At 58.5% G+C, this 18,500-nt stretch carries 15 protein-coding genes; 3 read left to right on the top strand and 12 right to left on the bottom strand.

The genetic code is table 11. From position 1 onward, the window contains the following. Nucleotides 1-108: 108 nt before the first annotated feature. On the top strand, nucleotides 109-312 hold the full coding sequence (locus tag OZ656_RS04015) for a DUF6316 family protein (RefSeq protein WP_011784367.1): 204 nt from the start codon (nucleotides 109-111) through the stop codon (nucleotides 310-312). 33 nt (nucleotides 313-345) lie between these two features. Here OZ656_RS04015 and OZ656_RS04010 read toward each other — a convergent pair whose 3' ends face one another. The 8 genes from OZ656_RS04010 to glyA form a co-directional block, all read right to left on the bottom strand. Next, nucleotides 346-870, bottom strand: a complete 525-nt coding sequence (locus OZ656_RS04010; protein ID WP_379944978.1) for a phosphatidylglycerophosphatase A — start codon at nucleotides 868-870, stop codon at nucleotides 346-348. After that, the gene (gene thiL, locus OZ656_RS04005; RefSeq protein WP_379944977.1) at nucleotides 867-1,814 is read right to left on the bottom strand and encodes a thiamine-phosphate kinase; all 948 of its coding nucleotides are present in this window, start codon (nucleotides 1,812-1,814) and stop codon (nucleotides 867-869) included. The genes OZ656_RS04010 and thiL overlap by 4 nt, the downstream gene beginning before the upstream one ends. Before the next feature lie 3 nt (nucleotides 1,815-1,817). After that, nucleotides 1,818-2,294 carry a transcription antitermination factor NusB gene (gene nusB, locus OZ656_RS04000; RefSeq protein ID WP_014420583.1) on the bottom strand — a complete coding sequence of 159 codons (477 nt, stop codon included), beginning with the start codon at nucleotides 2,292-2,294 and terminating at the stop codon, nucleotides 1,818-1,820. Beyond that, nucleotides 2,294-2,770 (bottom strand): 6,7-dimethyl-8-ribityllumazine synthase, encoded by a 477-nt coding sequence (gene ribE / locus OZ656_RS03995; protein WP_011784363.1) that lies wholly within the window; start codon nucleotides 2,768-2,770, stop codon nucleotides 2,294-2,296. Before ribE ends, nusB begins: the two co-directional genes overlap by 1 nt. 48 nt (nucleotides 2,771-2,818) lie before the next feature. Further along, nucleotides 2,819-3,934 (bottom strand): bifunctional 3,4-dihydroxy-2-butanone-4-phosphate synthase/GTP cyclohydrolase II, encoded by a 1,116-nt coding sequence (gene ribBA, locus OZ656_RS03990; protein WP_303293598.1) that lies wholly within the window; start codon nucleotides 3,932-3,934, stop codon nucleotides 2,819-2,821. Between the two features lie 64 nt (nucleotides 3,935-3,998). Next, the gene (ribD, locus tag OZ656_RS03985) at nucleotides 3,999-5,114 is read right to left on the bottom strand and encodes a bifunctional diaminohydroxyphosphoribosylaminopyrimidine deaminase/5-amino-6-(5-phosphoribosylamino)uracil reductase RibD (protein ID WP_022992195.1); all 1,116 of its coding nucleotides are present in this window, start codon (nucleotides 5,112-5,114) and stop codon (nucleotides 3,999-4,001) included. Beyond that, entirely contained in the window at nucleotides 5,111-5,629 is a 519-nt protein-coding gene (gene nrdR, locus OZ656_RS03980; protein WP_011784360.1) for a transcriptional regulator NrdR, read from the bottom strand. Before nrdR ends, ribD begins: the two co-directional genes overlap by 4 nt. Before the next feature lie 70 nt (nucleotides 5,630-5,699). Further along, complete coding sequence (gene glyA, locus OZ656_RS03975; RefSeq protein ID WP_113880389.1) at nucleotides 5,700-6,953, bottom strand: serine hydroxymethyltransferase; 1,254 nt, start codon at nucleotides 6,951-6,953, stop codon at nucleotides 5,700-5,702. Nucleotides 6,954-7,340: 387 nt separating this feature from the next. On the opposite strand from glyA, the gene ettA reads away from it, so the two are divergent. Together ettA and radA are read left to right on the top strand one after the other, a co-directional pair. Further along, entirely contained in the window at nucleotides 7,341-9,002 is a 1,662-nt protein-coding gene (gene ettA, locus OZ656_RS03970; protein ID WP_011784358.1) for an energy-dependent translational throttle protein EttA, read from the top strand. A 70-nt stretch (nucleotides 9,003-9,072) separates the two neighbouring features. Beyond that, the gene (gene radA, locus OZ656_RS03965; RefSeq protein ID WP_011784357.1) at nucleotides 9,073-10,449 is read left to right on the top strand and encodes a DNA repair protein RadA; all 1,377 of its coding nucleotides are present in this window, start codon (nucleotides 9,073-9,075) and stop codon (nucleotides 10,447-10,449) included. A 177-nt stretch (nucleotides 10,450-10,626) separates the two neighbouring features. On the opposite strand, the gene OZ656_RS03960 is transcribed toward radA, so the two are convergent. The 4 genes from OZ656_RS03960 to gltB form a co-directional block, all read right to left on the bottom strand. Beyond that, on the bottom strand, nucleotides 10,627-10,995 hold the full coding sequence (locus tag OZ656_RS03960; protein WP_023011676.1) for a PilZ domain-containing protein: 369 nt from the start codon (nucleotides 10,993-10,995) through the stop codon (nucleotides 10,627-10,629). A 308-nt stretch (nucleotides 10,996-11,303) separates the two neighbouring features. Continuing rightward, the gene (hemE, locus tag OZ656_RS03955) at nucleotides 11,304-12,374 is read right to left on the bottom strand and encodes a uroporphyrinogen decarboxylase (RefSeq protein ID WP_014420576.1); all 1,071 of its coding nucleotides are present in this window, start codon (nucleotides 12,372-12,374) and stop codon (nucleotides 11,304-11,306) included. Nucleotides 12,375-12,502: 128 nt separating this feature from the next. Next, nucleotides 12,503-13,921 (bottom strand): FAD-dependent oxidoreductase, encoded by a 1,419-nt coding sequence (locus OZ656_RS03950; RefSeq protein WP_206855072.1) that lies wholly within the window; start codon nucleotides 13,919-13,921, stop codon nucleotides 12,503-12,505. 76 nt (nucleotides 13,922-13,997) lie between these two features. Then, nucleotides 13,998-18,446 (bottom strand): glutamate synthase large subunit, encoded by a 4,449-nt coding sequence (gene gltB, locus OZ656_RS03945; protein WP_379944976.1) that lies wholly within the window; start codon nucleotides 18,444-18,446, stop codon nucleotides 13,998-14,000. Between the last annotated feature and the right edge of the window lie 54 nt (nucleotides 18,447-18,500).

The following is an 18,500-nucleotide window of genomic DNA, read 5'->3' as shown; positions in this document are numbered from 1 at the left end:
AGAATGTAAAAAATTGTTGAATTCGCCAGCAATTGGATTAGTTTTAAACAAGTCGGCTTACACAACGCATAGCCCGAGAAGAAAAAACAAATGGGCTCAGGAGAAACCATGGACACTCAGCGCAGGACAGGAGAGCAAGGCCCCGTCCCGTTTCGCAGCAGTCGTTTTTTCTGCGTAGGGAGCAAATGGTACTTTACCACCCGAGAGGGCTTCGACAGCGGGCCGTTTGCTTCGAGAGAGCGGGCAGAAGTCGGCCTTAAACGCTTTCTGCATGTTGTTCGCATGCTGCCGGAAGAGCAGCAGGTGCACTAACCCACCCGACAAACCGAATGGGTGATGCCTTCGTTAGACAATATAGGGCATCACCCATACGTCAATTGCCCAAAGGCAACCCAGCGCCATGGCCCCGGCGACCACATCGTCCACCATAATACCGAGCCCACCCGGTAGGCGCTCATCCAGCCAGCTGATGGGCCAGGGCTTCCACACGTCAAACAGCCGGAACAGCATGAACGCCATGAGTACCCCGTAAAGCTGATCCGGAAACAAGCCCAGGGCAATCCACATCCCCACAAACTCATCCCAGACAATACCGCCGTGATCATGCACTTTCAGATCTGTCGCGGTTTTGCCGCACAACCAGATACCCACCAGAAACGCCGCCAGAACTACCAGCCAATAGGCCACCGGCGGCAGCCAGGAAAAGCCATACCAAACCGGAATAGCGGCGAGACTGCCCCAGGTTCCCGGCGCCCTGGGCGCTGCGCCACTGCCAAAACCGAAGGCCAACAGGTGGACCGGATTTTTCAGAAAGCCAGGGGGCAAGATAACCTGGGCGGCGTCCGGTTCATGCATCAGCTCATCACTCATGCGGGTCTCCCAAAATGCTCATATCCTTGAATGACGCCAGAGACCGGCCCGCTCAGCTGAAGGCCAGGCTCCGAAGTAATCTCTCCAATGACCGTCAGCTCACAGGCCACAGAAGCGTCAAGGGTGCCGAAGGTTTCTGGCGGGATGGTGATGCAAAGCTCATAGTCATCTCCTGCTCCCAACGCCAGATCCCGGGCGTTCTCACCCTTTAATGCAACCAACTCCGCCATCATCGGTATACGTCCCGTGTCGATTCGCGCTCCGGCCCCCGAGGCATCAAGGATATGGCCGAGATCCGCCAGGAGCCCGTCAGAAATATCTATGGCAGAGGAGGCACAGCCCGCCAGCTGCTGACCCAGTGACAGACGAGGCTGCGGGAAATGATAACGTGACAACAAGGCGAGCTGGGCCGGTGAGGGCGCGGGGGCAGCAAGGTAATCAAGAGCGGCACCGGCCGCCCCGAGCGTGCCGCTGACACATATCAGGTCGCCGGGCTTCGCGCCGGATCGATACAGCGCACGCCCACTCTCAACGGTGCCGTGCACCTGGATACTGATTGTCAGGGGCCCACGGGTAGTGTCTCCGCCCGCCAGGGCGATACCAAAGGCTTTGCTGGCCCGGGCCAGCCCCTCTGAAAACGGCTTCAGCCAGCCCTGATTGGCGTCTGGCAAGGTTAAAGCCAGAGTAAAACAGACCGGGCTTGCGCCCATCGCGGCCAAATCACTTACCGCAACCGCCAGAGCTCGCCACCCGAGATAATCGGGCGAATAATCGGAAGGGAAATGAACGCCCTCTACCAGGGTGTCCACAGAAAACACCAGATCCAGCCCCGGCGATACCCGCTGAATCGCACAGTCGTCGCCGGGACCGAGAAGGAGCTGATCCTGCCCGGAACCATCGGCCAGCGGCTGGAAATACCTCCGGATCAGCTCAAACTCACCCATGAATCAACGCGGGCGGGTCTCGGCCAGGCGAAGCCGGCGGCTGAGTTTGTCCAGAATGCTGTTCACAAACTTGTGCCCTTCGGTGCCACCAAAGCGCTTGGCCATTTCAATACCCTCGTTGATGACCACTTTGTAGGGCACATCAATGCGGTGTTTCAGCTCATAGGCGCCCAGGCGAACGATCGCAAGTTCAACCGGGTCGACCTCCTTCAGGGGTCGATCCAGAAACGGCTCCAGCAGTTTGTCGAGCTCTGCCTGCTCGCGGTAAACGCCACGCAGAAGATCCCGAAAATACATGATATCGACCTTGCTCATGTCGTTGTCGACCATGAACTCGGCTTCGATATCAGAAATCGGCGTTTTGCTGAAGTGCCGCTGATACAAACCCTGCATGGCCAGCGCCCGTGCCCGGCGGCGATCGCCTGCCTTGGGCTGGCCGGTTTTCCCCGGCTGGGGAGAAGTGTCACCCGCTTCGCTCATTACTCACCCAACTTTTTGAACAGACTGACCATTTCCAGGGCAGTAATGGCGGCTTCCGCGCCCTTGTTGCCGGCCTTGGTGCCGGAGCGTTCGATGGCCTGCTCAATGGAATCTACGGTCAATACGCCGAAGGTAACCGGGACATCGGTTTCCAGGCTGACAGCGCCCAGGCCGCTGGAGGCCTCGCCCGCCACGTATTCAAAGTGGGGAGTACCACCACGAATTACCGCGCCGAGGGCAATAATGGCGTCGTAATCCGAGGTTTCGGCAACGCGCTTGACCGCCAGTGGCATTTCATAGGCACCCGGCACACGGATAATGGCGATGTCATCATTGGAAATGCCGTGACGACGCAAGGTATCCACTGCACCTTCCACCAGACTTTCCACCACAAAGCCGTTAAACCGGCCAACCACCAGCGCATAGCGGCCGCTGCACTGGGTAAAATCACCTTCAATTACTTTGATATCTGCCATCTCGGGCTCCTTCGCGGGTCATCGTTTTTTGGGCGATGACCGGGTTTATCATTCGGGGGCGTAAGGTACGTATTCCACCACTTCCAGGTCGAAACCGGAGATGGCAGAGAATTTCACCGGCGGACTGAGCAGGCGCATTTTACCCACCCCGAGATCCCGAAGAATCTGGGAACCGGTACCGACGGTGAAATACACGCCGGAACTGCCCTTGCCTGAGGAGCCCTGCCCTTTGTCAAAGAACTCCTGAATCCGGTCTTCCAGGTTGTAGCTGTCTTCGGCGCTGTTAAGCAGCACCACCACACCTTTGCCTTCTTCCGCAACCTTCTCCAGGGCATGGTGCAGCGGCCAGCTCCGGGAATCTTTACGGCGTGCGCCAAGCAGGTCACGCAGGGTGTCGGTAATGTGCACACGCACAAACACCGGCTCCTCCGGCTGGATATCGCCCATGACCATCGCCAGATGGGTTGCACCCTGAATATTGTCCCGGTAGGTGTGCAGCTTGAACACGCCGTACTCGGTATCCAGTTCGTTCTGCTCCACACACTCCACCGTTCGCTCGTTCATGGTGCGGTAATGAATCAGGTCTGCGATGGTGCCGATTTTCAGATCATGGTCTTCTGCGAACTTTTCAAGATCCGGGCGCCGGGCCATGGAACCGTCATCATTCATGATTTCACAGATCACGCCGGCCGGCTCACAGCCGGCCAGGGCCGCCAGATCGCAGGACGCTTCGGTGTGACCGGCACGGCTGAGAACGCCACCAGGATCGGACATCAGCGGGAAAATATGCCCCGGCTGCACCAGGTCAGAAGCCTTGGCATCCCGGGCAACCGCTGCCTGCACGGTACGAGCCCGGTCCGCTGCGGAAATGCCCGTGGTAACACCCTCACGGGCTTCGATAGACAGGGTAAATTTGGTTCCGAAGCCAGAGGCATTCTGCTGAACCATCAACGGCAGGCCCAGCTGTTCGCAGCGATCACGGGTCATGGGCATACAGATGAGTCCGCGGCCAAAGCGGGCCATGAAGTTGATGGCCTCTGCCGTGCAGTGCTCCGCTGCCATCACCAGATCGCCCTCATTCTCGCGATCCTCATCATCCATCAGGATGACCATTTTGCCCTGGCGAATGTCTTCAATGATTTCTTCAATGCTGTTCAGTGCCATACGGTTCTGCACCCTTTCACCCCTCCCGACAGTCTAGCCGGTTCACGGGGAATGGATTGAATGATTAGTGGCGAGCCAGGATCAGACGCTGATCCTCACCCACCTGACGACGATCCAGCACCTTCCATTGCACTTTGTCGGCCATGGTCTCCAGCGGCAGATGCGCTGTCGGCCTGCCAGTACTACCCAGGAAAACCGGGGCCTGGTAAAGCCAGAGCTCGTCCACGAGATTTTCACCGATGAACGTACCAGCCAGTGTAGGGCCGGCCTCAACCAGCAATTCGTTAATACCAAGCTCACCCAGCGCGTCCAGCAACTCGGCGACATCAACACCGTTATCTTTCCAGGCAACCCCGGTGAGGCTGACGCCGAGCGCAGCCAGATCCTGGGCCGGGCCTGAGGCCAGCGCCGAACTGGCGCAAAATACCTGCACATTGCCACCCTGAAGAATCCTGGCGGTGGCGGGCGTACGGGCATCCCGGTCGGCGATCACCCGCAACGGCTGCCGGGACGGATCCGTGGCATCGCCGATATCGCCCATCTCGTCCCGCCGAACGGTCAACGAGGGGTCATCCGCCAGTACCGTGCCTACCCCGGTGAGGATAGCGTCGCTGATCGCCCGCAAACGCTGCACATCCGCGCGCGCTTCCGGGCCCGTTATCCACTGGCTTTCACCGCTGGCCATGGCGGTCCGGCCATCGAGACTGGCCGCCATCTTCAGCCGCACCCAGGGGCGACCGGTATTCATACGCTTCATGAAGCCAGGATTCAGACGCGCAGCCTCATCGGCCATCACGCCTTCGGTCACCCGTATGCCAGCCTCCCTTAGCATATCCAGCCCCCGACCAGACACAGACGGATTCGGGTCTTTGGTGGCGGCAAACACATGGGCCACACCGGCATCTATCAGTGCCCGTGCGCAGGGCGGCGTGCGCCCGTAGTGGCTGCACGGCTCCAGGGTAACGTAGGCGGTGGCTCCCCGAGCCTCATGGCCGGCCTGGCTCAAAGCACGCACTTCCGCGTGGGCTTCACCGGCACGCTCGTGCCAGCCCTCGCCCACAATCAGATCGCCTTTGGCAATAACACAACCAACACGGGGATTTGGATGGGTGGAATAGCGACCGCGCCAGGCCAGCTGAACGGCCCGGGCCATCATTGCCCGATCACGGTCTGAAATCATGCCTTGCCTTTGTCTGTACCGTTATCCACCAATGCCCTGGCAACATCCACCGCGGTATCGCCATTACCCTGGGACAGCCGCTCGATCTCTTCCTTGAACTCGTTGATGTCCTGAAAACTGCGGTAAACCGACGCAAAACGCACGTAGGCAACCTTGTCCAGTTGGCGCAGCTCGGTCATTACCTCCTCACCCAACTGCATCGACTTGACTTCACGCTCACCAGTCGAGCGGAGACGATACTTGATACGGTTCAGGGCGGCATCGATTTCCTCAATGCTGACCGGACGTTTTTCCAGAGCTTTCATGATGCCGGCCCGCAGCTTTTCTTCATCAAATGGCTGCCGGGTACCATCCTGCTTAACGACCCGGGGCATCACCAGCTCGGCAGTTTCAAAGGTGGTAAATCGCTCACGACAGGACAGACACTCCCTGCGGCGGCGAACCTGGTCACCCTCGGCCACCAGGCGCGAATCAATCACCTTGGTATCGGCTTCACCACAGAAAGGACAATGCATAAATCACCTGCTCCGGAAAGAAAGAACCCGGGCACTCACCGGAGCGCCCGGGCTGACCTGTCTATGCCTGTTAGCCGTAGACCGGGAACCGTGCGCAGACAGCTTCCACCTGCTCCCGCACACGGCTGTTAACAGCTTCGTCTTCAAGGTTATCGAGAATGTCACACATCCAGCCGGCCAGATCCCGACACTCGGCTTCCTTGAAGCCGCGTGTGGTCACCGCCGGAGTACCAATGCGCAGTCCGGACGTTACGAACGGTGAACGAGGATCGTTCGGCACGGCGTTCTTGTTTACGGTAATGTGCGCTTTGCCCAGTGCGGCATCCGCGTCTTTACCGGTAATGTCCTGTTTGATCAGGCTCACCAGGAACAGGTGGTTCTTGGTACCACCGGAAACCACGTCAAAGCCGCGCTCGATGAACACCTCTGCCATGGCGGCGGCGTTCTTCACGACCTGCTGCTGGTAGGCCTTGAACTCGTCGCTCATGGCTTCTTTGAAGCACACGGCCTTGGCCGCAATCACGTGCATCAACGGGCCGCCCTGACCGCCTGGGAACACAGCGGAGTTCAGCTTCTTCTGCAGATCTTCGTCGTCACAGGCCAGGATCAGGCCGCCACGTGGGCCGCGCAGGGTTTTGTGCGTGGTGGTCGCAACCACGTGGGCGTGAGGTACCGGATCCGGGTAGACGCCAGCGGCGACCAGACCGGCCACGTGGGCCATGTCAACAAACAGATACGCGCCTACCTTGTCGGCGATGGCACGGAAACGGGCAAAGTCCAGCTCCTGCGAGTAAGCAGAGAAGCCCGCGATGATCATTTTCGGCTTGTGCTCGACAGCCAGAGCTTCCACTTCGTCATAATCGATCAGACCGGTCTCCGGGTTCAGGCCATACTGAACCGCGCTGTAGATCTTGCCGGAGAAGTTCACGCTGGCACCGTGGGTCAGGTGGCCACCGTGAGCAAGACTCATACCCAGAACGGTATCACCGGGCTTGAGCAGCGCCATGAACACCGCAGAGTTGGCCTGTGAACCGGAATGCGGCTGCACGTTGGCGTAGGCGGCACCAAACAGCTCCTTGGCGCGGGCAATGGCCAGATCCTCAGCGATGTCCACAAACTCGCAGCCACCGTAGTAACGCTTGCCGGGGTAACCTTCAGCGTACTTGTTGGTCAGCACACTGCCCTGGGCTTCCATCACCCGCGGGCTGGTGTAGTTTTCAGACGCGATCAGTTCGATGTGCGCTTCCTGGCGTTTTTCTTCCGCCTGCATAGCGTTCCAAAGTTCGTCATCGAAACCGGCGATTTTCATATCACGAGTAAACATGGATGTGCTGCCCCTGTCTGTATGGCTGGCCCGGCGATGCCTCTTTGCAAGCCGGAACCCCTGAAAAATTGGGCCGCTATTCTATCTTGAAAGCGGGTTAAAAATCATCCTTTATGCCGTCCGCAGATACCGGCACACCGGAGGCTGTCAATTGCTATCGCGGAACGCTTTAGATACCTTACCCGGTTATTGTTCTCAGGTACCGACGTCCGTGGTATCGGCCTTCGGGGTGAGCGATCCGGGATACGCTGTAAATACGTCCCTGTACGCTCGACAAAATCATCCCTGATTTTGACGATCCCGGATCGCTCACCCCGAAGTCCTCGATCAGTCGCCTGACGTGCTTTCATTTTTCAAGCTACTGTTTGATAAAAGGAATATGCCAAAATGGCTCAATACGTATACACCATGAACCGCGTGGGCAAGGTGGTACCGCCCAAGCGGGAAATTCTGAAAGACATCTCTCTGAGCTTCTTCCCGGGCGCCAAAATCGGCGTACTTGGTTTGAACGGCGCCGGTAAATCCACCCTGCTGCGTATTATGGCGGGTGTCGACCAGGATTACATCGGTGAGGCCCGGCCACAGCCCGGCATCAATGTGGGCTACCTGCCGCAGGAGCCGGAATTGGACGAAGAGAAGACCGTAAAGGAAATCGTTGACGAGTCCGTCTCGCACGTACACAACGCTCTGGCGGAGCTGGACAAGGTTTACGCCGCCTACGCCGAGCCGGATGCGGACTTTGACGAACTGGCCAAGAAACAGGGCGAACTGGAAGCCATTATCCAGGCTACCGATGGCCACGACATAGAGCGCAAGATGGAAGTGGCGGCAGACGCCCTGCGACTGCCGGCCTGGGACCAGAAGGTCAAAGTGCTGTCAGGTGGCGAGCGCCGCCGTGTGGCCCTGTGCCGCCTGCTGCTGTCCGGCCCTGACATGCTCCTGCTGGACGAGCCTACCAACCACCTGGATGCCGAATCCGTGGCCTGGCTGGAGCGCTTCCTGCATGATTACGACGGCACCGTTGTCGCCATCACTCACGACCGTTACTTCCTGGACAACGTCGCCGGCTGGATCCTGGAACTGGACCGTGGCCACGGCATTCCGTTCGAGGGCAACTACAGTCAGTGGCTGGAGAACAAAGAGAAGCGCCTGGAGATGGAGGCCAAGCAGGAGGCCGCTCACCAGAAAGCCATCAAGCACGAGCTGGAATGGGTACGCACCAACGCCAAGGGCCGCCAGTCCAAGAGCAAGGCACGACTGGCCCGCTTCGAGGAGATGAGCTCCCAGGAATTCCAGAAGCGCAACGAAACCAACGAACTGTATATCCCGCCCGGACCTCGCCTTGGCGACAAGGTGATCGAGGTGGACGGCATCAGCAAGGCCTTCGGCGACCGCCTGCTGTACGAGAATGTCTCGTTCCACGTTCCACCGGGTGCGATTGTTGGCATCATCGGTGGTAACGGCGCAGGCAAATCCACGCTGTTCAAGATGATCGCAGGCATGGACAAACCGGATTCCGGCACCATCACCGTGGGTGAAACCGTGGAACTGGCCTACGTGGACCAGATGCGCGATCTCGACGGCAGCAAGACTGTGTGGGAAGAGCTTTCCGACGGCCAGGACATCATCAAGGTGGGTAACTACGAGACCCCGTCCCGGGCTTACGTGGGCCGCTTCAACTTCAAGGGCACTGACCAGCAGAAACGGGTGGGCGACCTGTCTGGTGGTGAGCGCAACCGTCTGCACCTGGCCAAGCTACTCAAACAGGGCGGCAACGTTCTGTTGCTGGACGAACCCACCAACGACCTGGACGTGGAAACCTTGCGCGCCCTGGAAGAAGCCTTGCTGAACTTCCCCGGCTCCGCTCTGGTGATTTCACACGACCGCTGGTTCCTGGACCGAGTAGCGACCCACATCCTGGCGTTCGAAGACGACGGCGAAGTAGTCTACTTCGAAGGCAACTTCACCGATTACGACGCCGACTTCAAGAAGCGCAAAGGCGACTCTGCCATGCAGCCCAAGCGTATGAAGTACAAGAAACTGGCGTAACCGATGACCGGGTCGGCCTTCGCGCCGGCCCGCTTGCCCTCCCCGATCTGCCCGACACGGAACCATGCCCATGGCCAAAGCCAAAACCGCCTTTGTATGCACCGAGTGTGGTGCCGACTATTCCAAGTGGCAGGGCCAATGTACCGCCTGCCAGGCCTGGAACACCATCAGCGAAGTACGCGGCGTCTCAGGCCCCGGCAAAGGTGCTCGCAGCGCCCGCTTTGAGGGTTATGCCGGCAGCCTGTCTGAGGTCAAAAGCCTGGACGAGGTCAGCCTGGCGGAGCAGGCACGTATCAGCACCGGCATGCAGGAATTCGACCGTGTGCTGGGTGGTGGCCTGGTGGAAGGCTCGGCGGTACTCATGGGCGGTCACCCCGGCGCCGGTAAAAGCACCCTGCTACTGCAGGCGGTTTGCCAGCTGGCCGAGAAGCACTCAGCGCTGTACGTCACCGGTGAGGAATCCCTGCAACAGGTGGCCATGCGCGCCAAGCGCCTGGGTCTGCCCACCAAAGACCTGAAAATGCTCTCGGAAACCTCCGTTGAGCGGCTTATGCAGGTGGCGGAAGCGGAGAAACCCCGCATTCTGGTAATTGACAGTATCCAGGTAATGCATGTGGCGGACATTGAATCAGCCCCAGGCTCGGTATCCCAGGTGCGGGAAAGCGCCGCCTTTCTGACCCGCTTTGCCAAGCAAACCGGCACCATCCTCTTGCTGGTGGGGCACGTCACCAAAGATGGCAGCCTGGCGGGGCCGAAGGTGCTCGAACACATGATTGACTGCTCGATCCTGCTGGAGGGCTCCAGCGACAGCCGCTACCGAACCCTGCGCGGCATCAAGAACCGCTTCGGCGCGGTTAATGAGTTGGGCGTGTTCGCCATGCTGGAACAAGGTCTGAAGGAAGTAAAAAACCCCAGCGCCATCTTCCTGAATCGAGGCGAGGAAGCGGCGCCGGGCAGCGTAGTGATGGTCGTCTGGGAAGGCACTCGGCCGATGCTGGTGGAGATTCAGGCCCTCGTGGACATGGCCCAGGGGAGCTACCCGAGACGGGTGGCGGTAGGGACTGACCAGAACCGCTTAGCGATGCTTCTGGCCGTGCTGCACCGCCATGGCGGCATGCATGTGGCCGATCAGGATGTGTTTGTGAATGTGGTGGCCGGTGTGAAGGTCAACGAAACCAGTGCGGATCTTGCTTTGCTGTCAGCTGTGGTTTCTTCATTCCGGAATCGGGCGCTGCCGCAGGATCTGGTGATTTTTGGCGAAGTTGGCTTGTCTGGGGAGATCCGGCCGGTACCGAGTGGCCAGGAGCGTATCTACGAGGCGGCCAAGCACGGTTTTACCCGGGCTTTGGTGCCGAAGGCTAACGTTCCGCGTAAGCCCGTTGATGGCATGAAGGTGATTCCGGTGACCAAGCTTTCGGATGCGCTTTCGGCTCTTGAGGAACTTTGAGCCAGGCCCCCTAGCCTGCAAAATCCGGTGCAAGGCGCGCGGCAGAGGGACACCTCAAAAAACCGCTACGAGCACATCCATGTGCGCTTCTCTCCGGCCATCCATGGCCTCCGACATTTTTTGAGGTGTCCCTCTGCCACGCACCGGCAACTTTCGGAGTAATCCCCAACGACGACCTCAGTCAATCAGATGCGCAAACTCTCTCTCCAAAAGCGCCTGATCCCCGAGATTCAGCTCCACCAACCGCTTCAAATGCGATGCACTGTCCAGATCAATGTACTGGCAGCGAAATCCCAGCCGATGATCCTCCACATGCTTCAACTCCACCGCCATCACAATCGCAGCTTCATGCTCATTCAGGTGAATCACCACCTCACAGGGCTTATTCAACGGAACCTTCCAGCCTTCTGGCCGCTGAACGAGAACGCCCTTCAGGGAAATATCCAACACCTCCGTTGACCACACCTGGTCCTGACAATGCAGCTCACAGGGGGCATCGAAACTGATTCGGTGAAACCGGCGTTTTTCTGAGGTTTTAGCAGACAAGGGAATGCTCCGGATCAAAAGTCATTGCTTTCTATGACTATAGACCGGGCACAAAAGGGAGTACAGCAAAGAACCTCCAGCAACCACAGCGAGAGAAGCCACCGTCCGAAAACGCTGCATCCATTCTAGAGAGGATACTTCCAGAGGGTTGAGTAGCGGGCTGGTGGAACGGCCTCCGAAAAATTTCGGAGGCCATGGATGGCCGGAGAGAAGCGCACAGGGAAGTGCTCGTAGCGGTTTTTCGGAGGCCGTTCCACCAGCCCGCAAGCACCAAGCTCGCAGGCTACAAATGACGGCAATCTCCTAGTTTAGCTTCGCTGGTGATACTGCCCACTAAGCTCAACAACCGCCTCAATAAACGCCCCGGCATGCTCCGGATCCACATCCGGCGTAATCCCATGCCCAAGGTTGAACACATGCCCCGAGCCAGAACCATAGCGCTTCAGGATATCCGCCACCTCCTGGCGAATGCGCGCCTTCGGCGCATACAGCATGGCCGGGTCCATGTTGCCCTGCAGGGCCACCTTGTCGCCCACGCGGGCACGGGCGTTGCCGATGTCCGTCGTCCAGTCCAGCCCCACAGCATCGGCGCCACAATCAGCGATAGACTCCAGCCACTGACCACCGTTCTTGGTGAAAACAATCACCGGCACACGGCGACCTTCGCTCTCACGAATCAGACCATCAACAATCTTCTTCATGTAGCGCAGGGAAAACTCTTCATAGGCCCAGCTACTCAACACACCACCCCAGGTATCAAAAATCTGCACAGCCTGGGCGCCGGCCTTGATCTGGCCATTGAGGTAGTCAATGACCGAATCCGCCAGATGGTCCAACAGACGATGCATCACCTCCGGCTGACCGTACATCAACTTCTTGGCCTCCGAGAAGGTCTTGGAAGATCCACCTTCAATCATGTAGGTAGCCAGAGTCCAGGGACTGCCAGAGAAACCAATCAGCGGCACGCGGCCATTCAGCTCCCGGCGAATGGTAGACACCGCATTCATCACGTAGTCCAGGTCAGACTCGGCATTCATCCTGGGCAGTGCATCCACATCTGCTTCCGAACGAATGACCTTACGGAATTTCGGGCCTTCGCCAGTTTCGAAATAGAGCCCCAGCCCTAGAGCATCGGGAATGGTCAGAATGTCAGAAAACAGGATGGCGGCATCCAGGGGGTAACGCTCCAGCGGCTGCAGGGTAACCTCACAGGCCAGCGGGGTGTTTTTGCACAAACTGAGGAAGTCGCCGGCCTTGGCCCGGGTTGCGCGGTATTCCGGCAGGTAACGGCCTGCCTGGCGCATCATCCACACCGGGGTGCGGTCTACAGGCTGGCGCATCAGGGCGCGCAGGAAGCGATCGTTCTTCAGCTCGGTCATAGAGTTTCCCGTTCTCGTCGGTAAAAATGGTCAGAGACAATGGGGAGCAATGATACCCCGTTTGCACGAATAAAAAAGGGCGGCTTACCCTTAGCAAGCCGCCCTTTCTGACTCTGGTCAATCCAGCGTTAAACGTCCAGGTAGTCCAGGATGCCTTCGGCCGCCTGACGTCCTTCCCAGATTGCGGTAACCACCAGATCCGAGCCACGCACCATGTCGCCACCAGCGAAAATCTTGGCATTGCTGGTCTGGAACGGGAACTCGGCTTCTTCTGCCGCAGCAACCCGTCCGGAGTCGTCCGTGTTCACGCCCAGCTCTTCAAACCAGGGTGCAGGGCTCGGGCGGAAGCCGAACGCTACCAGCACGGCATCAGCCGGAATCACTTCCTCACTGCCCGGAACCACTTCCGGACGACGACGGCCGTTTTCGTCCGGCTCACCCAGCTCCGTGGTGACTACCTTTACACCCTCAACGCGGTCTTCACCGATGATGGCGATGGGCTGACGGTTGAACAGGAACTTGACGCCCTCCTCTTTCGCGTTGGCCACTTCCCGACGGGAGCCCGGCATGTTGGCCTCATCGCGGCGATAGGCACAGGTCACGCTCTCGGCCTGCTGGCGAATAGAAGTCCGGTTACAGTCCATGGCGGTGTCACCACCACCCAGCACCACAACACGCTTGCCTTTCATATCGATGAAGTCAGATTCCTTTTTCTCGAAACCCAGGCGACGGTTAACATTCGAAATCAGGAACGGCAGGGCGTCATAGACACCCGGCAGCTCCTCACCGGGGAACCCACCTTTCATGTAGGTGTAGGTACCCATGCCCATAAAGACGGCATCGAATTCTTCCAGGATCTTGTTCAACTGAACGTCTTTACCCACCTCGGTACTCAGACGGAACTCCACGCCCATCTCCTCGAACACCTTGCGGCGGCGGGACATGACGGATTTTTCCAGCTTGAACTCAGGAATACCGAAGGTCAGCAGGCCACCGATCTCCGGGTAACGATCAAACACCACAGGCTTGACGCCGTTGCGCACCAGAACATCAGCACAACCAAGCCCTGCGGGGCCAGCGCCAATCACAGCCACCTTCTTGTCAGTCCAGGTGACATTGGACATATCCGGTTTCCAGCCCAGCGCAAATGCGGTGTCGGTAATGTACTTCTCAACAGAACCGATGGTAACCGCGCCGTAGCCGTCATTCAGGGTGCAGGCACCTTCACACAGGCGGTCCTGCGGGCACACACGACCACAGACTTCCGGCAGGGAGTTGGTCTGGTGGCACAGTTCCACCGCCTTCATGATGTTGCCCTCCGACACCAGCTTCAGCCAGTTCGGAATATAGTTGTGTACCGGGCACTTCCATTCACAGTACGGGTTACCACATGCCAGGCAGCGATGGGACTGGGAGGCCGCATGGGTTTCGCTGAACGGGTGATAGATTTCCCCGAATTCCTTTTTGCGCTTCTTGGCAGGCACCTTCTTCGGGTCTACCCGCCCAACTTCCACAAACTGAAAGTCATTGTTGAGACGTTCTTTCATGTTGCCACTCTCATCAGCTCGATTTCGACGGGGGCCGCACCGGAGTGCGACCCATCAACCTTGTTGGACCTGCCCGTTATTCCGGACGGGCGCGGGTGCTTGCCAGCAGGCTGCGAAGGTTCGCGGCCTTGGGCTTGACCAGCCAGAAACGGCCGATGTAATCGTCGAAATCTTCAAGTAGGTGCTCTGCCCAGGCACTTCCGGTTTCAGAGATGTGCTCCCGAATCACGCCACGCAGGTGGTTCCGGTAGGCTTCCATGTCTTCACGGGAAATACGCTGGATCTCAACCAGTTCATGGTTGTATTTGTCCACAAAGGTGTTGTCCAGGTCCAGCACGTAGGCGAACCCGCCGGTCATGCCGGCACCAAAGTTGTAGCCGGTAGACCCCAGCACGGTGACCAGACCACCCGTCATGTATTCGCAGCAGTGATCGCCAGCACCTTCAACCACGGCATGGGCGCCGGAGTTACGAACCGCAAAGCGCTCACCGGCGGTGCCGGCCGCAAACAGCTTGCCACCAGTTGCGCCATACAGACAGGTGTTACCGACAATGGAGGTTTCCTGGGTCTCAAAGTCACTACCACGGGGCGGCTTGACCACCAGCTTACCGCCGGTCATGCCTTTACCCACATAGTCGTTAGCATCACCCTCCAGAATCAGGTTCAGACCACCGACGTTCCACACACCGAAACTCTGGCCAGCGGTGCCGGTCAGGTCCAGAGTGATGGCCGCATCGGTCATGCCCTGATTGCCGTAACGGGCGGCAATCTCGCCAGACAGGCGTGCACCAATGGAACGGTCACAGTTGGTCACCCGGTAACTCCAGGCACCGCCGGACTTCTCGGCGATGGCAGCAGCGGTGTCCTGCACCATCTGCTCCGCCAGCTTACCTTCATCGAAAGGCTTGTTGCGTTCAATCTGACAGGTGTGCGGCTTGTCAGCAGGAATGTGGTCATTCTGCAGCAGACGGGTCAGATCCAGCTTCTTCTGGCGCTCGGTATTACCCGGCAGACGCTCCAGCAGGTCAACACGGCCGACCAACTCTTCCAGAGAACGCACACCCAGCTTCGCCAGCCATTCGCGAGTTTCCTCCGCCACAAAGCGGAAGAAGTTCATGGCCATTTCCACAGTGCCCTTGAAGTGCTCTTCGCGCAGATAGTCGTTCTGTGTCGCGACACCGGTCGCACAGTTATTCAGGTGGCAGATCCGCAGGTATTTGCAACCCAACGCCACCATCGGGGTGGTACCGAAGCCAAAGCTCTCCGCGCCCAGAATCGCGGCTTTCACCACGTCCAGACCAGTCTTGATGCCGCCGTCGGTCTGCAGGCGAATCTTGCCTCGCAGATCATTGGCGCGCAGCGCCTGCTGGGTTTCCGTCAGGCCCAGCTCCCAGGGGGAGCCTGCGTAGCGGATTGAGGTCAGCGGACTGGCTGCGGTACCGCCGTCATAACCGGAAACCGTAATCAGGTCGGCATAAGCCTTGGCAACGCCCGCGGCAATCGTGCCCACTCCGGGCTCTGATACCAGCTTGACGGACACCAGCGCCTCCGGGTTCACCTGCTTCAGGTCGAAGATCAGCTGCGCCAGGTCTTCAATGGAGTAGATGTCGTGGTGCGGCGGTGGCGAAATCAGGGTGACACCCGGCACCGAGTAACGCAGGCGCGCGATCAGGTCATTTACCTTACCACCCGGCAACTGGCCGCCTTCACCCGGCTTGGCACCCTGAGCCACCTTGATCTGCATAACATCGGCGCTACGCAGGTACTCAGCGGTCACACCGAAACGACCGGAAGCCACCTGTTTGATCTTGGAACGCTTGTTAGTGCCGTGACGAGCCGGGTCTTCGCCGCCCTCACCGGAGTTGGAACGACCACCCAGCGTGTTCATGGCCACGGCCAGAGCCTCGTGCGCCTCCGGCGACAGGGCACCGAGAGACATCGCAGCAGAGTCAAAACGCGGGAAAATATTCTCCACGGGCTCAACGTCGCTCAGGTCAATTGACTGGATGCCCTCACGGAACACCAGCAGGTCGCGCAGGGTGGCAACCGGGCGCTCATTGACCAGACCGGCGTATTCCTTGTAGGTGCCATAGTCGCCACTGATCACGGCATCCTGCAGTTTGCCCACCACATCCGGGTTGAAGGCGTGGTATTCCTGGCCATGCACGTACTTGAGCAGGCCGCCCTGGGAAATAGGCTTACGGGGCTTCCAGGCAACCGCGGCCAACTGCTCCTGATCCTGCTGGAAATCGAAGAAGTCGGCGCCCTGAATCCGGCTCGGGACGCCTTTGAAACACAGGTCTACCACATTGTCGGCAAGACCAATGGCTTCAAACAGTTGGGCACCGCGATAAGAGGTCATGGTGGAGATACCCATCTTCGACAGGATCTTCAGCAAGCCCTTGTTGATGCCCTTACGGTAATTGTTCTTGGCTTCGATCGGATCCATCAGCATTTCGCCGGTGCGAATCAGATCGTTCAGGATCTGGTACGCCAGGTACGGGTAAACCGCCGTAGCACCAAATCCGAACAGTACCGCAAAGTGATGCGGGTCCCGAGCCCAGCCGGTCTCAACAATGATGTTGGAATCGCAGCGCAGACCTCTCGCCACCAGGTGATGGTGCACTGCGCCGGTGGCCATCAGGGCATTGATCGGAAGATCGCCTTGAGCCAGGTCCTTATCGCTTAGAATCAGCAACACCTTGCCATCACGAACCACTTTTTCGGCTTCGTCGCATACCCGACGAACCGCCTGCTCCAAGCCCTCTTCAGGACGATAGCTCAGGGCGATTTTTGCCACCTCAAATCCCGGACGATCGTTATTACTGATCTTCAGGAACTTGGCCGGCGACAGCACCGGCGTGGTCAGGATAATCCGGTTAGCATGCTCCGGAGACTCCTCGAAAACGTTCTGCTCTGCGCCCAGACAGGTCTCCAGAGACATGACGATGGTCTCACGGAGCGGATCAATGGGCGGGTTGGTGACCTGCGCGAATTTTTGCCGGAAGTAATCCGCCACATGGCGTACCTTGCTGGACAGAACTGCCATCGGAGTATCGTCCCCCATGGAACCGACCGCCTCCTGGGCACTCTCAGCCAGTGGGCGCAGCACCTGGTCCCGCTCTTCAAACGAGATATTGAACATCTTCTGATGAACCAGAAGCTCGTCGGATTCCATCAGCTTGAATTCCGGGGTCGCCTGATTCAGCGTGGTCTCGACTCGCAGTGCATTGTCCTTGAGCCAGCGCTTGTAGGGCTGGGCTTTTTTGAGCCGCTGGTCGATATCCCCGGTATGCAGGACCTCGCCGGATTCGGTATCGATGGCCAGCATCTGGCCAGGACCAACCCGCCCCTTGGCCACCACATCATCCGGTGAGTAGCTGTACGTACCTACTTCCGAGGCCAGGGTGATGAAATCGTCCTTGGTGATAACCCAACGTGCAGGACGCAGACCATTGCGATCCAGCATACACAGCGCATAACGGCCATCTGACATTACCAGGCCCGCCGGGCCATCCCAAGGCTCCATGTGCATGGAGTTGTACTCGTAAAAGGCCCGCAGTTCAGAATCCATGGTATCGACATTCTGCCAGGCAGGCGGAATCATCATGCGCACCGCCCGGAACAGGTCAACACCACCTGCCAGGAGCACCTCCAGCATGTTGTCCATGCTGGAGGAGTCGGAGCCAGTCAGGTTAACCAGCGGCTGCAGGGTCTGCAGATCCGGCAAATCCGGTGAGCTGAACTTGGCTGCGCGGGCGATTGCCCAGTTACGGTTGCCGTCAATGGTGTTTATCTCACCATTATGGGCCAGGAACCGGAACGGCTGCGCCAGCGGCCAACGCGGCATGGTGTTGGTCGAGAAGCGCTGGTGGAAAACACAGATGGCCGTTTGCAGATCCGGATCACCAAGATCCTTGTAGAAGTTGGCCAGATCCGCGGGCATCATCAGGCCTTTGTAGGCCAACGTCTTATGGGAAAGACTGCAGATATAGAATTCCGGGTCTTCCGCCATATCTCGTTCAGCGTGGCGGCGCCCGACGAACAGACTGATCGCAAATTCCTTTTCTTCCTTGCCGCCGGGCTCTACAAATACCTGTTCGATGCGCGGCAGACAATCCAGAGCCATGGGGCCAAGGCAACTGTCATCGACGGGCACTTCCCGCCAACCCATAATTTCAAGGCCTTGCTCCGTCAGCCTTTTTTCAATAGCTGATCGGCCAGCAGAAGCTTTTGCGTCGTCCTTAGCCAAAAAAACCTGGCCAACCGCAAACAAGTCGCCAGGTTTTTTGCCGAAGGCTGCCTGGGCAGCTTTATAGAGGAAGGCCTTGGGGCTCTGAATAAGCAGACCGCAACCATCACCGGTCTTGCCATCGGCAGCAATGCCGCCCCGGTGAGTCATGCAGGTCAGAGATTCAATGGCTGTCTGTAACAGCTTATGGCTAGCTTCGCCCTTCATGTGGGCAATCAGGCCAAAACCGCAGTTGTCCCTGAACTCATCAGGATGATACAAGCCTGTTGTCATAAGCGTTCTCTCGCGTGTAAATGCTTCCCGCCAGCGACACTCCCGCACCAAAAA

The sequence above is a fragment of the Marinobacter sp. LM1 genome (assembly GCF_042763285.1).
GTDB lineage: Bacteria > Pseudomonadota > Gammaproteobacteria > Pseudomonadales > Oleiphilaceae > Marinobacter > Marinobacter nauticus.
This window is presented reverse-complemented; position numbering and strand designations above follow the sequence as displayed.

Coding starts and splice junctions, on each gene's coding strand:
- OZ656_RS04015 (WP_011784367.1), top strand. CDS start 109: ATGGACACTCAGCGCAGGACAGGAGAGCAAGGCCCCGTCCCGTTTCGC.
- OZ656_RS04010 (WP_379944978.1), bottom strand. CDS start 870: ATGAGTGATGAGCTGATGCATGAACCGGACGCCGCCCAGGTTATCTTG.
- thiL (WP_379944977.1), bottom strand. CDS start 1,814: ATGGGTGAGTTTGAGCTGATCCGGAGGTATTTCCAGCCGCTGGCCGAT.
- nusB (WP_014420583.1), bottom strand. CDS start 2,294: ATGAGCGAAGCGGGTGACACTTCTCCCCAGCCGGGGAAAACCGGCCAG.
- ribE (WP_011784363.1), bottom strand. CDS start 2,770: ATGGCAGATATCAAAGTAATTGAAGGTGATTTTACCCAGTGCAGCGGC.
- ribBA (WP_303293598.1), bottom strand. CDS start 3,934: ATGGCACTGAACAGCATTGAAGAAATCATTGAAGACATTCGCCAGGGC.
- ribD (WP_022992195.1), bottom strand. CDS start 5,114: ATGATTTCAGACCGTGATCGGGCAATGATGGCCCGGGCCGTTCAGCTG.
- nrdR (WP_011784360.1), bottom strand. CDS start 5,629: ATGCATTGTCCTTTCTGTGGTGAAGCCGATACCAAGGTGATTGATTCG.
- glyA (WP_113880389.1), bottom strand. CDS start 6,953: ATGTTTACTCGTGATATGAAAATCGCCGGTTTCGATGACGAACTTTGG.
- ettA (WP_011784358.1), top strand. CDS start 7,341: ATGGCTCAATACGTATACACCATGAACCGCGTGGGCAAGGTGGTACCG.
- radA (WP_011784357.1), top strand. CDS start 9,073: ATGGCCAAAGCCAAAACCGCCTTTGTATGCACCGAGTGTGGTGCCGAC.
- hemE (WP_014420576.1), bottom strand. CDS start 12,374: ATGACCGAGCTGAAGAACGATCGCTTCCTGCGCGCCCTGATGCGCCAG.
- OZ656_RS03950 (WP_206855072.1), bottom strand. CDS start 13,921: ATGAAAGAACGTCTCAACAATGACTTTCAGTTTGTGGAAGTTGGGCGG.
- gltB (WP_379944976.1), bottom strand. CDS start 18,446: ATGACAACAGGCTTGTATCATCCTGATGAGTTCAGGGACAACTGCGGT.